Here is a 12,880-nt window from a genome sequence, read left to right on the forward strand (position 1 = left end):
CACAAGAGGTGATCATGCGCTCGTTCTCCCTACCGCTGCCGACGCTGCTCGCCGGCTTTATCGCGGTGCTGGTCGGCTATGCCAGCTCTGCGGCCATTATCTGGCAGGCCGCCGCCGCCGCGGGGGCCGATGCCGGACAAATCGCCGGCTGGATGACGGCGCTGGGTTTGGGCATGGGGGTCAGCACCCTCGCGCTGACCCTGTGGCGTAAGGTGCCGATCCTCACCGCGTGGTCCACCCCCGGCGCGGCGCTGCTGGTCAGCGGGCTGCAGGACGTGACGCTGGAGCAGGCGGTCGGGGTGTTTGTTTTCGCCAACGCCCTCATCGTGCTCTGCGGGGTGACCGGCCTGTTTGCCCGCCTGATGAAGATTGTGCCCCACTCGCTGGCGGCGGCGATGCTGGCCGGGATATTGCTGCGTTTTGGCCTGCAGGCCTTCTCCAGCCTGCAGGGTAATCTGCTCCTGTGCGGCGGCATGCTCGGCGCCTGGCTTATCTGCAAGGCCCTGCTCCCGCGCTTCGCGGTCGTGGCCGCCCTGCTGGTGGGGGCCGCCATCGCCTGGGTCAGCGGCGAGGTGAGCGCTGAACATCTCAGCCTCTCTTTCGTTGCGCCGGCCTTTATCGCCCCGCAGTTTACCCCCTCCCTGCTGCTCAGCGTCGGGCTGCCGTTCTTCCTCGTCACCATGGCGTCGCAAAACGCCCCCGGCTTCGCCACGCTGCAGGCCTCCGGCTATCCGGTGCCGGTGTCGCCGCTTATCGTGGCGACCGGCGGCCTGGCGCTGCTGCTGTCGCCGTTTGGCGTTTACTCCATCTGCATTGCCGCGATCACCGCCGCGATCTGTCAAAGTCCGGACGCTCATCCCGAGCCTCAGCGCCGCTGGCTTGCGGCGGCGGCGGCCGGCGGTTTTTATCTGCTGGCGGGCGTTTTTGGCGGTTCGATTACCGCGCTGATGTCGGCCCTGCCGGTTGCGTGGATCCAGATGCTCGCCGGGCTGGCGCTGCTGGGCACCCTCGGCGGGAGCCTGTTTCAGGCGCTGAATCATGAGAGCGAGCGCGATGCGGCGGTGGTGGCCTTTCTGGTCACCGCCAGCGGGGTGACGCTGGCGGGCATTGGTTCCGCCTTCTGGGGGCTGCTGCTGGGCGGGGTGAGCTACGCTCTGCTATCAGCGCTGCGCCGCGCGTAGCTGCGACGGCGTCAGGCCGGTGGCGCCTTTGACGCGGTTGCTGAAATGGCTGGCGGAGCTGAAGCCGCAGGCCAGGGCGATATCGGTCAGCGAACGAGCGCTATGGCAGATAAGCTCCTGCGCGCGGAGCATGCGCCGCTGCATGACGTACTGATGCGGCGCCATTTTCATCGACTGGCGGAACATGCGCGCAAAGTGATATTCGCTGAGCGCCGTTTCCTGGGCCAGGTCGGCCAGCGTCAGCGGCTGGTCAAGGTTCTCTTCGATCCACGCCAACAGCGTGCGCAGAACGTGCGGCGCCAGGCCGCCGGTAACCGTTGGCAGGCGCCACTGGACGTTCGAATAGTGCTGGATAAGGTGGGTCAGCAGCAGCGTGCTGGCGGAGCTCAGGGTCAGCTGGTTGGCCTGCTGCTGCCAGTCGTAGTCGAGGAGAAACTGACGATAGACCACGGTGATTTTATCATCCCGGGAAAAGGTCTGTTCCTGCAGGCTAAACGAGGCCGGGCTGCGGTCCCAGACCTGTTCCCCGACGCGTCGCAGATGCGCATCGGTGCAGTAAAGGTGGACAAAAGAGAGGTCGCCGCGGATATCCCAGGTACTCTCCGCCCCCTTTGGCATCAGGCAAAAGCGATCCGGCCCGCCGCCGTTTTTCCAGCCCTGCGGCGTTTTCTGATAGCTTTCGTAACCGTCGGCAACGTACAGGCTCAGCGTGTGGTGGTCGCTACGTACCGTCACCGTATCGAGGTTGTTGTACCACGCCGCCAGCTGAATGCCGGAGTTCAGCTCAACCGTTTCCCGCAGTACGGCTTTTTGTTGACGTAATGTTTCGAAAGTCCCGTAAGCCATAGCCTTCACAAATCAGATTCCGCAAACCCGTAGTCTATGAAGAGTCGACGGCGGATACCAGACCTCGCGGTCTCCTGAAGCAAAATAAGCGCAAGAATTTGCAAGTCAGCAACAAGATGGTGACAGCGGCGCGGGCCAAAAGCGGCCACACTGCCCGGGAGTGTTCTTACGGGAGAGATATTTTGAACGCATTACTCTATGGGCTGGTCGTCGTTATCTGGGGCACCACGTGGATTGCCATCTTTCTACAGCAGGGGCCGGTCGCCGCGCCGGTATCGATTTTTTGGCGCTTCGCCGTTGCCAGCCTCACCATGCTGGCGATCCTGCTGGTTACCCGCCGCCTGCGCCCGCTGGCGTGGCGCGATCATCTGTTCTGCGTCCTGCAGGGCTGCTGCGTGTTCTGCTTTAATTTCTGGTGCTTTTATACCGCAGCGGCGCATATCAACACCGGGCTGGAATCGGTGATTTTTTCTATGGCGGTGCTGTTTAACGCCATCAACGGCTTTATTTTCTTCCGCCAGCAGCCGCCGGGTCGTTTCTGGCTCGCCGCCGCGCTGGGCCTCGCCGGGATCGTGACGCTGTTCTGGGACGATCTGCTGCAAAACGGTCTGAACGCCTCTCTGCTGTGGGGCATTGGCCTTAGCGCGCTGGGAACCTACGGCTTTTCGCTGGGGAATATGCTCAGCATCCGCCACCAGCGCCGGGGTCTGGAAACGCTGACCACCAACAGCTGGGCGATGCTCTACGGAACTCTGGTGATGGGTGCCATCGCCCTGATACGCGGCGATGATTTTTCGCCCCAGTGGACGCTGAGCTACATGGGCGCGCTGCTCTATCTGGCCCTCTTCGGTTCCGTTATCGCCTTCGGCGCCTACTTCACGCTGGTCGGGCGAATCGGCGCCAGCAAGGCGGCCTACAGCACCCTGCTGTTCCCGCTGGTTGCGCTGACCATCTCGACCTTTTATGAAGGCTACGTCTGGCACGGCAATGCCATCGCCGGACTGGCGTTGATTCTGGTGGGTAATCTGGTGATGTTCGCCCGGCCGGAGCAGTTTTTCCTGCGCCGCAGGCTGGCGTAAACGGCGGTCGCTATCCGCGCTTCCCGGCGGCGCGATACCGCCGGGAAGACGATCGTTCGCGCCGTCGACGGACGGCGCGGCGGGCTTATCTCTGCGTCGAGTCGAATTTCACCGCGTCGATAGCCATGTCGTCGATAACCTGCTTCAGGGTATCAATGGTCATCGGCGTATTTTCGTTGGCCAGGTCTTTCCCCTCACCTTTACGCACCACTTTGATCACCGGCTTGTTGGTGGCGGCATCAATCAGCTCGCCTTCAAAGTAGAGGCTGGTATCCATCGTACGGTGCCCGGTTGCCATTTCGGTCCCCGCAACCACCATCGCCACCGGCACCACTTCATAGAACTGCAGACCCTCTTTGCTGGAGTCCACGCCGGTGATCGCGCCGCGGAAGATCAGGCTGCGCGGGCCTGCGGTGGTCGCCAGCGGTTTACGCTCGGCAATCGCCTGCTTCATCTGCTTATTGGTGTAGTTAAGGATATCGCTCAGCGCTTTGGCCCCAACCTGGGTGGAGGGTTTCGGGATCGGGTAATAGGTGATTGGGTTGTAGACCACGTTATCGTAGTTTTTCGGATTGTAATCCGGGGAGATCCAGCGCAGTTCCGGTTTACCGGACGCCGAGGTGGTCTCTTTTAATTTGGAATAATCTTTTAAAAACCCTGAATACCGATCGGGTTGGGCAATTTTAGCCGCACAGCCGGTTAAGGCTAACAGACCAGCAAGAGCGGCAGCTTTAAATATAAAATGAGTACGCATGATGAATCCCTGTAAATGCAGTTGTCGGCAAGGTTTATAGCAAAATAGCAGAATAAGTGTTGTGACAAAAAGGGTGAAATGCCAGAGGCTGAGAAAAATAAATCCGCCACGGTGGGCGGATTGAGATAAGCGCTTTATTTTATATCAACCTGATAAAAAATATGCTTGCCAAACGGGTCAATCTCGTAGCCGGAGACATCTTTACGCACCGGTTCAAAAATAGTCGAGTGGGCAATCATGACCGCCGGCATTTGATCGTGCATCATCTGCTGGGCCTGTTTGTAGAGCGCCTCGCGCTGCGGACGATCGCTTATCGCTTTCGCCTCGCTAATCAGCTTGTCGAACGGCGGATAGCACCACTTCGCCGAGTTGGAGCCGCCGTTGGCCGACTGGCAGGTAAACAGCGGGCCGAAGAAGTTATCCGGATCGCCGGTTGCGGTCGTCCAGCCCATCAGGGCCGCCTGATGCTCGCCGTCTTTAACGCGCTTGAGGTATTCACCCCACTCATAGGTCGTGATTTTGGTCTGTACGCCAATTTTCGCCCAGTCCGCCTGAATCATCTCCGCCATGCGCTTCGCGTTGGGGTTATACGGGCGCTGGACCGGCATCGCCCACAGGTCGATGGTCAGGCCGTTGGCCATCCCCGCTTCCTGCAGCAGCGCCTTCGCTTTCTGCGGGTCATAGTCATAATCTTTCAGCTCGGCATCCGCGCTCCATACGCCCGGCGGCAGCAGATTTTTCGCCGCCGTCCCGGTGCCGTGGAATACGGCTTCAATAATTGCCGGTTTATTAATCGCCAGCGCCAGCGCCTGGCGCACTTTGACATTATTCAGCGGCGGCTTTTGGGTATTGAACGCCAGGAATCCGGTATTCAGACCCGCCTTACTGAGCAAATTAATATTGTTATTTTCCTTCATTCTCGGCAAATCCGCCGGGTTAGGGAACGGCATAACCTGGCACTCGTTCTTTTCCAGTTTGGCATAACGCACCGACGCGTCCGGGGTAATGCTAAATATCAGGCGGTCGAGCTTCGCCTTGCCCTGCCAATATTCCGGGAAGGCAGTATAAAGAATGCGCGAATCTTTTTGGTACTGGGCGAGCTTAAACGGCCCGGTGCCGATCGGATCGTTGTCGACGCGCTCAGGGGTTCCCGCTTTGAGCATCGCATCCGCGTACTCCGCCGACAGAATCGAGGCGAAATACCAGCCGAGATCGGCCACAAACGGCGCTTCCGGATGGGCTAAGGTAAAGCGCACCGTATATTCATCAGGCTTATCAATTGCGGTGATCAGCTGACCAAATTCGAGGCTTTCGAAATTGGAATAGTTGCCGTTGGAGACGTTGTGGTAAGGATGCTGCGGATCCTTTTGCCGCATAAAGGAGAAGATAACGTCATCGGCATTAAAATCCCGCGTGGGGGTAAAGTACTTGTTGCTTTGAAACTTCACGCCCTTGCGCAAATGGAAGGTGTAGGTTTTACCATCCTCGCTGACCTCCCAGCTTTCGGCGAGGCTCGGCTGCAGCTCGGTGGTGCCGACCTTAAAATCCACCAGCCGGTTATAGACCGGGACCGCGCTGGCGTCGACGCTGGTGCCGGAGGTGTAGAGTTGAGGATTGAAGTTCTCCGGCGATCCTTCGGAGCAGTAAACCAGCGTTTTGCCCGCAACGGTGGAACTGACCGTCAGAGCGGCGAATGCCAGGGCAAGCGTTGTGAGTTTGCGTTGCATCGGGTTTCCTTTTTAATTTGTCAGCTAATGAATAGCTTGTTGTTTTCTTATCCATACATAACACTAAAGCCTGATTGCAAACACCTGAAAAAATAATAAATAAGGAACCTCTATGTCATCTCCACTCGCCGAACGGCTCACCCAGCGCTTCTTCCGCTATCTCGCGATTAGCAGCCAAAGCGACCCGCGCGCCACCACGTTGCCAACCACCCCAGGGCAGCACGAGATGGCGCGCGAACTGGCGCAGGAGCTGCGTCAGCTGGGACTGGACGATATCGAAATTGACGAACACGCGACCGTCACCGCGGTGAAGAGAGGCAACGTTCCCGGGGCGCCGCGGATCGGCTTTATCACCCATATCGATACCGTCGACGTCGGGCTATCGCCGGACATCCACCCGCAGATCCTGCGCTTTAACGGTGAAGACCTGTGCCTGAATGCGCAAAAAGAGATCTGGCTGCGGGTTGCCGAACACCCGGAGATCCTCGCCTATCCCGGAGAGGAGATTATTTTCAGCGACGGCACCAGCGTACTGGGGGCCGATAATAAGTCGGCGGTGACGGTGGTGATGACGGTGCTGGAAAGCCTGACCCCGGAGCATCGCCACGGCGATATCGTGGTGGCCTTTGTCCCGGATGAGGAAGTCGGCCTGCGCGGCGCGAAGGCGCTCGACCTGAGCCGTTTCGCCGTCGATTTCGCGTGGACCATCGACTGCTGCGAGCTGGGGGAGATTGTCTATGAGAACTTCAACGCCGCGGCGGCGGAAATCCGCTTTACCGGCGTCACCGCGCATCCGATGTCGGCGAAGAGCGTGCTGGTCAACCCCCTGCTGATGGCCACCGAGTACATCAGCCACTTCGATCGCCAGCAGACCCCCGAACACACCGCCGGACGCGAAGGCTACGTGTGGTTTAACGGCATTCAGGGGGACCAGAGCAGCACCCTGCTGCAGGCCAGCATTCGCGATTTCGACCTCGACGGCTTTAACCGCCGCAAGCAGCAGATTGGCGAGGTGGCGGCCAAAATCGCCGCGCGCTACCCAACGGCAAAAGTTGACTATCAGGTGAGCGATACCTACAGCAATATCAGCAACGCGCTGGGCGAGGATCGCCGGGCCATCGACCTGCTGTTTACCGCGATGGAGAGCCTTGGGATCGAGCCAAAACCGACGCCAATGCGCGGCGGCACCGACGGCGCGGCGCTGTCGGCAAAAGGCCTGCTGACGCCGAACTTCTTTACCGGCGCGCATAACTTCCACTCAAAGTTCGAGTTTCTGCCGCTGCGCGCCTTTGAGGCCTCTTACCACACCGCGTTCGCGCTCTGCCTGCTGGCGGCGCGCTAGTCCGCCTTACGCGCCAGCATGGTGGCGAAGCGCAGCTTGATACGATGACCGTTGGCGTCGGTGCGGTGCAGCTCACCGACCTCTTCGTTGTACTTGAGGAACGTCCAGCCGGCGTAGTAGCTACGCAACTCTTCCGGCTTAAAGGCAAACGGGAAGCCAACGGTGCACGGATAATCTTCGGTATCCATCGCCGCCACGATCAGGTTATAGCCGCCCGGTTTAGTGCAGCGCTGCATGTTGGCGATAAGGCCGGGGATGGTTTTCGCTTCGAGAAACATCATCACCACGGTGGAGAGAATAAAATCGTACTCCCCGTCAAAGCTCAGGGTATTGAGGTCCTTGATTGCCGACTGCAGGTTAGCAATCCCTTCCTGCGCGCGGATCGACTCCAGATTATCAATGCTCGTCGGATTTTTATCCCAGGCGGTGACCTCAAAACCGTTGGCCGCCAGATAGAGGCTGTTGCGCCCGTTTCCGCAGCCGAGATCGAGGGTTTTGCCCGGCTGCATCAGCGTCGCGGCGTGGACCACTTCGGAGTGGGTGCGGGTCATGCCATATTTTTCAGTAAAGTAGTTTTCGTCACGGATAGTCATGCTTAATCCTTATTTTTTAACAGAGTGGCGCGCTCGACGCGGATCAGCAGCTTACCGCGCACCAGCAGCAGGAAAGTGCGAATCAGCAGCAGCCCGATAATCAGATTGGTAAAGACGAACAGCGGGATAGCCAAAAAATGGAAAAAACCGTTTGGCTGGCTATGCCCAAGATGCAGCCCGGTGGTCGCCAGCGCCGAGATGCCGAACGAGAAGCTCCAGAATGAGGCGTTAAACGGCTGCTGCAGATACCACGGCATCAGCCGCAGCATAAACAGCAGCTGCAGCAGGCCGTAGCCGAACAGCAGCTTAGCGAAGGTGTCCGCCTCCCCGCCGTTGACGCTCAGCCAGGCGCTGCAGGCCACCAGCGCGGGCGCCAGCTGAATGCCCAGCGAGGTGCGCAGCGCGGCAGGCAGCTCGCCATCGCTGCGCAGCCGCTGCAGAATAACCGGCTCCAGGCTCAGCCAGGAGAAAATCCCGGCGCCAAGGAACACCAGTCCGGCATCGTTAAAGCCCAGCGCGCCGCAGGCCATGGCGCTGATGAAGTTATTGGCGACCGTCGGCAGATAGAGGCCCGGCGTCGTCGCGTCGCTGGGGTGATTGCCGCGCCACAGCCCGGCGCTTTGCCAGGCCGAATAGGCGAGCTGCAGCGCCACGCCGATGATAAACAGGCCCAGCGAGAGCGGGCGGCACCACGGCACGAAGCCGATGGAGACCAGCATGGTGGTTGCCGGAAACAGGCTGACGAAACTGCTGGCGACCGGGTGGCGCATCTCCTGGCGAACGCTCCACGGAAAGCGGATCGCGCGGGTGATAAACGCGACGGCCAGCAGCGCCCATATCGTGGCCGCCAGCACCACCAGGCCATCGCCAACGCTGCGGCTTACCGGCCAAATGGTGCTGGCATAGCGCCAGGCAAAGCCCATTCCGATAATACCCAGCACCATCCCAAAATAGCCCGCGGGTAGATTCAGCACCCGCTGCCCCGACTGTTGTTTATTCATTTTATTTAATTTTTCAATTTATCTTTAAGGTGTATTTTAAAAGAACCTTCAAAAACGCGCTACGGAGATTTTTGCTATGTTTATGTTAACCAAAAGTAAAGGGAGCCGCAGATGAACAAATATTGCCTGGGCGCGCAGGTTCGCCAGTTTCACTATCAGGAGGACGGGGTTAAACATAGCGTAAATCTGCGGCAAATTGTGGCCTTACGTGATTTCGCCGACGTCAAAGCGGGCAGCGAAGGCGGCTGGCTGGACGACGAGGCCGCCCTGAGCCAGGAGGGTGAGTGCTGGATTGACGATGCCAACAGCGCCGTTTTCGCCGGGGCGCGGGTTGAAGGCAACGCGCGGCTCAGCGGCGCCTGCACCGTCAGCCATCAGGCGATTATCGGCGGCAACGCCCGGCTGGAGCGCGCCGACGTCAGCCACCACGCCCATATTAGTGACAACGTCACCGTTACCGATTCACAGGTGCGCGGCCGCTGCCGGCTGGCCGACGAGGCGCGGATCCTCCCCCGCTGCCTGATTATCGCCGCCCAGGGTCTTACCGACGACGGCGACAAAATCCTGCAAATTTACCAGCGGGCTACGGTCAGCGCCTCGCGGATCGTCCATCAGGCGCAAATCTACGGCGACGCCTTTGTCGAGCGGGCCTTCGTTGAGCATCGGGCGGAGATTTTTGACCACGCCCGGCTGGAGGGCAACGAGATTAACGACGTCTGGGTTTGCGATAATGCGCGGGTATATGACCACGCGCGGCTGATCGCCGGGCGCGAAGAGGATGCCATCCCGACCCTGCGCTACAGCTCTCAGGTCGCGGAAAATGCCGTGGTTGAGGGCAACTGCCTGCTTAAACATCGGGTGATGGTCGGCGGTCACGCCCGGCTCTGCGGCGGCCCCATTCTGCTGGATGACGAGGTGCTGATTCAGGGCCACGCCCGCATCAGCGGCGACCTGGTGATCGAACATCAGGTGGAAATAACCGATAACGCGCTGATTGAAGCCCTTAACGGGGAGGCCATTCACCTGCGAGGCCGCAAGCTTATCAACGGCGACGAGCATATTACCCGCACGCCGCTGGCCGGCTTCCTGTCACCGTGAATCACTCCTCGCCGGCGCGATAGTCGATAATCCGCCCGTAGATATTCTGGTCGTCATAGGCGCCGTTGAGATACTCCGCCTGCTGCAGGCAGCCTTCGAGGGTAAAGCCATTGCGCAGCGCCACCTGGTTACTTTTGTGGTTGGCAACCCGGCACTTAATCACAAAGCGGCGAACGATACCGCTGCGCGCGTAGTGGTCGATAAAGGCCTGCAGCGCCTGCGAGAGCAGCCCCTGGCCCTGGTGGCTTTCGTCAATCCAGTAGCCGATATAGGCCGTTTTGTTGATTGGTTCAATCTGGTTAAACGACAGGACGCCAACCATTTCATCCTGCAGGAACAGCAGGAACATTTTGGCGTAGCCGCGCTGATGGAGCATGACGTTGCCCTGCACGTGGCGTCGGGTTTCATCTTCGCCGCTCACCGCCGCCGGCCAGCTCAGGGAGTTCTGCAGCCAGCGCTGGTTTTTTTCCACCAGCCGGTGCAGGACGGTGACGTAGCGTTCATCAACGGCGCGCAGCACCAGCCCGTCGTTAACGACGATCTCTTCCGCTGCGGGGGTATTTTCTGTGGTCATAGCACTCTCTCACTACGCGCAGGCCGACCCGGGCGCATTCGTCCAGGTCGGCCTGCCGGGCGGTTACTTCATCACCCGGTCATCGACGTAACGACGCTCGTCCGCGGCCGGTGGGAAATACTGATACAGCCAGGTTTCGCTGATCGCATCGCCCTGGCAGCGCAGGAACATGCGCATCTCTACCGGGTCGGTGGAGTCGTTAGTCGGGTACCAGTCAAAGAGGATCCGGTAGCCGTCAAAGGGTTCAACGTAGAGGATCTCTACCTGCTTCGCCTCACCGCTGGAGAGGGTGATCACCGGCTCGATGCCTCTCGGCGCCGCGGCCTTCAGGTCGCCGCCGACAAAATCAATCGCAAAGCGGCGGGCCCACTTGTCCGGATAGTGCTCGCCAGGCGCCCAGCCTTCCGGGAAGCCGCCCATACCGGTGCGGGTTGCCAGCACGCGGGCCAGCGGTGAACGGACCGGCGGCTGCGCGCTCCAGTAGAGGCGGTAGCTGAAGTCCAGCTCATCCCCCGCCTTGATCGCCTTTTCCGGCTGCCAGAAGCAGACGATATTATCCAGCGTCTCGCCGGTGGTTGGGATCTCCATCAGGCTGACCGCGCCCTTGCCCCACTGGTTACGCGGCTCGACCCACAGGCTTGGGCGCTTGTTGTACCAGCCCATAATGTCCTGATAGTGCGAGAAATCGCGGTCGAGCTGCAGCAGGCCAAACCCGCGCGGGTTTTTATCCTGGAAGGCGTTGAACTGCAGCTTCTGCGGGTTATTCAGCGGACGACACACCCACTCGCCGTTGCCGCGCCACATGGCGAGACGATCGGAGTCGTGAATTTGCGGGTGGATGGTATCGCAGGTCCGCCGCTCGTTGTTGCCGCAGCTGAACATGCTGGTCATCGGCGCGATGCCGAGCTGCTTGATATCCTTGCGGGCGTAGATGTGGTTCTCCACATCCATGATCACCTGCGTCTCCTGGCAGTTGATGACAAACTTGTAGGCGCCGGTCACGCTCGGGCTGTCGAGCAGCGCGTAGACGGTAAAGACGGTGGCGCCCGGCTTGACGGTTTCAAACCAGAACGAGGTAAAGTCCGGGAACTCTTCCGGCGTGTCGGTAAAGGTATCCACCGCCAGGCCGCGGGCGGAGAGCCCGTACTGGTAAGTGCTGTCCACCGCGCGGAAGTAGCTCGCGCCGAGGAACGCCACGATATCGCGACGCGCCAGCTCCGGCGCTTTGAAGGCGCGGAACCCGGCGAAGCCGAGGTCGGTCTGCCCGACCAGCTGTTTGGTGTCTACGCCGGCATCGTTGTAGTTAAACAGCTCCGGACGGAAGTGAATTTCACGCGCCTGGTGGCTCTGCGTATCCAGCGAGAACATGCGCACCCGGCGACGAAAGCCCATGCCGACGTGGAAGAACTGGATGTCCAGCTTGCGATCTTCGATATTGTTCCACAGCGAGTGCCCGGCATCGTACTGGATGCTGTTATAGGCCTGCGGGGTCAGATTCGCCAGCGTCGGCGGCAGGTCGCGCGGAGCGCCGCCCCAGGGCTGACGGGAGAGATCGTGGGCCATCCCTTGTAACACGGAGAAGTCAAAGCGGCGCGTCAGCCCATCGGCAATGCCTGATTCTTCAGCAAGCGCGGCTTTTGAGAAAAGAGAGGCGACTCCTGACGTTCCGCATACGGCGGCAACTGCCATGGAAGATTTAAGAAAACGTCTGCGGTTCATGCCTGAGAAAGCGTCCTTCTGTTGTGCCAATTGGGAGGCAACGCGACAAACAGATGCGTCGTGAATTTCGCTCACTCTAGACAAAAACGATTAATAATCCAATTGTTGGCGACAGAAAAAGCGTGAAAAAAATATGTCCACCGGACCAGACCGAATTCCCCGCCGGAGAAACCGGCGGAGAATGACGCATTATTTGACGCTAACGTCGATGCCCGGGAAGTATTTCGCCGCCAGCCGGGTGATGGTGCCGTCGGCGCGCACTTTATCAATCGCCGCATCAAGCTGCTTTTTCGTCGCCTCATCGCCCTTGCGCAGGCCGTAGCCAATCCCGCTGCCGAGGATGGTATCGTCAGCCACCGGCTTGCCGATAAAGCCAAAGCCTTTCCCCTGCGGCTTGCTGAGGAAACCGGCCTGCCCGGCGGCGGACATCACCAGCGAAGCGTCGATCCGCCCGTTGAGCAGGTCGGCCCACGCCATATTCTGATCTTTATAGGAGACCACGCTGACGCCGTGCTTCTCCCAGTGCTCTTTGGCGTAGGTCTCCTGAATTGAGCCCTGCAGCACGCCGATGGTTTTCCCCTTCAGCCCTTCCGGGGTCGCCTGCATACCGCTGTCGGCTTTACCGACCAGCTGCGACGGGATGCGGTAGATAGGCTGGGTAAAGTCGATGCTCTTGCGCCGCTGCTCGGTAATGTTCATCGCCGAGTTAATGGCGTCGAATTTCTTCGCCACCAGCCCCGGGATCAGCGCATCAAACGAGGTCTCCACCCAGCTGCACTTGAGCTGAGCGGCCTGGCAAATCGCCATCCCCAGATCGATATCGAAGCCTTCGAGCTCCCCGGCCGAATTACGGCTTTCGAACGGCGGGTATTCCGCTTCCACGCCGTAGCGTAATTCGCTGGCGGCGAGCGAAGAGAAGGTGCAAATCATCCCCAAAGCGAGGGTAAGGGCTTTTATTTTCATCGT

12 protein-coding genes are annotated in these 12,880 nt (G+C 59.8%); 4 read left to right on the forward strand and 8 right to left on the reverse strand.

Annotated elements, in window-relative coordinates; translation table 11 throughout:
- The first annotated feature begins 14 nt into the window (after positions 1-14).
- The gene (locus M2416_RS11185) at positions 15-1,181 is read left to right on the forward strand and encodes a benzoate/H(+) symporter BenE family transporter (protein ID WP_259223881.1); all 1,167 of its coding nucleotides are present in this window, start codon (positions 15-17) and stop codon (positions 1,179-1,181) included.
- Here M2416_RS11185 and M2416_RS11190 read toward each other — a convergent pair.
- On the reverse strand, positions 1,161-2,027 hold the full coding sequence (locus M2416_RS11190) for a helix-turn-helix domain-containing protein (RefSeq protein WP_259224007.1): 867 nt from the start codon (positions 2,025-2,027) through the stop codon (positions 1,161-1,163). The genes M2416_RS11185 and M2416_RS11190 overlap by 21 nt on opposite strands.
- 182 nt (positions 2,028-2,209) lie before the next feature.
- On the opposite strand from M2416_RS11190, the gene M2416_RS11195 reads away from it, so the two are divergent.
- Positions 2,210-3,106 (forward strand): DMT family transporter, encoded by an 897-nt coding sequence (locus M2416_RS11195; RefSeq protein ID WP_041145341.1) that lies wholly within the window; start codon positions 2,210-2,212, stop codon positions 3,104-3,106.
- Between the two features lie 85 nt (positions 3,107-3,191).
- On the opposite strand, the gene M2416_RS11200 is transcribed toward M2416_RS11195, so the two are convergent.
- Both M2416_RS11200 and M2416_RS11205 read right to left on the reverse strand, forming a co-directional pair.
- Positions 3,192-3,860 carry a DUF3313 domain-containing protein gene (locus M2416_RS11200; protein WP_259223884.1) on the reverse strand — a complete coding sequence of 223 codons (669 nt, stop codon included), beginning with the start codon at positions 3,858-3,860 and terminating at the stop codon, positions 3,192-3,194.
- A gap of 134 nt (positions 3,861-3,994) precedes the next feature.
- Entirely contained in the window at positions 3,995-5,587 is a 1,593-nt protein-coding gene (locus M2416_RS11205) for an ABC transporter substrate-binding protein (RefSeq protein ID WP_132510582.1), read from the reverse strand.
- 112 nt (positions 5,588-5,699) lie between these two features.
- Between M2416_RS11205 and pepT the strand changes: the two genes are divergently transcribed.
- Positions 5,700-6,929, forward strand: a complete 1,230-nt coding sequence (pepT, locus tag M2416_RS11210) for a peptidase T (protein ID WP_259223886.1) — start codon at positions 5,700-5,702, stop codon at positions 6,927-6,929.
- Here the strand turns inward: pepT and tehB are convergent.
- Positions 6,926-7,522 carry a tellurite resistance methyltransferase TehB gene (gene tehB, locus M2416_RS11215; RefSeq protein WP_259223887.1) on the reverse strand — a complete coding sequence of 199 codons (597 nt, stop codon included), beginning with the start codon at positions 7,520-7,522 and terminating at the stop codon, positions 6,926-6,928. The two genes, pepT and tehB, sit on opposite strands and share 4 nt — an antisense overlap.
- Before the next feature lie 2 nt (positions 7,523-7,524).
- A complete protein-coding gene (tehA, locus tag M2416_RS11220; protein WP_076948055.1) occupies positions 7,525-8,523 on the reverse strand; it encodes a dicarboxylate transporter/tellurite-resistance protein TehA in 999 nt (332 codons plus the stop codon).
- Positions 8,524-8,634: 111 nt separating this feature from the next.
- On the opposite strand from tehA, the gene ydcK reads away from it, so the two are divergent.
- Positions 8,635-9,621, forward strand: a complete 987-nt coding sequence (ydcK, locus tag M2416_RS11225; RefSeq protein ID WP_259223890.1) for a YdcK family protein — start codon at positions 8,635-8,637, stop codon at positions 9,619-9,621.
- A gap of 1 nt (position 9,622) precedes the next feature.
- Here ydcK and rimL read toward each other — a convergent pair whose 3' ends face one another.
- The 3 genes from rimL to M2416_RS11240 all read right to left on the reverse strand — a co-directional run bounded on the left by rimL (position 9,623) and on the right by M2416_RS11240 (position 12,877).
- On the reverse strand, positions 9,623-10,195 hold the full coding sequence (rimL, locus tag M2416_RS11230) for a 50S ribosomal protein L7/L12-serine acetyltransferase (protein WP_041145334.1): 573 nt from the start codon (positions 10,193-10,195) through the stop codon (positions 9,623-9,625).
- Between the two features lie 63 nt (positions 10,196-10,258).
- Positions 10,259-11,914, reverse strand: a complete 1,656-nt coding sequence (locus M2416_RS11235) for a glucan biosynthesis protein D (protein WP_076948053.1) — start codon at positions 11,912-11,914, stop codon at positions 10,259-10,261.
- A gap of 189 nt (positions 11,915-12,103) precedes the next feature.
- Positions 12,104-12,877: a transporter substrate-binding domain-containing protein gene (locus M2416_RS11240; RefSeq protein ID WP_076948052.1), complete on the reverse strand. Its 774-nt coding sequence runs from the start codon at positions 12,875-12,877 to the stop codon at positions 12,104-12,106.
- Between the last annotated feature and the right edge of the window lie 3 nt (positions 12,878-12,880).

Source organism: Klebsiella sp. BIGb0132, from assembly GCF_024810075.1.
Lineage (GTDB): Bacteria > Pseudomonadota > Gammaproteobacteria > Enterobacterales > Enterobacteriaceae > Klebsiella > Klebsiella terrigena.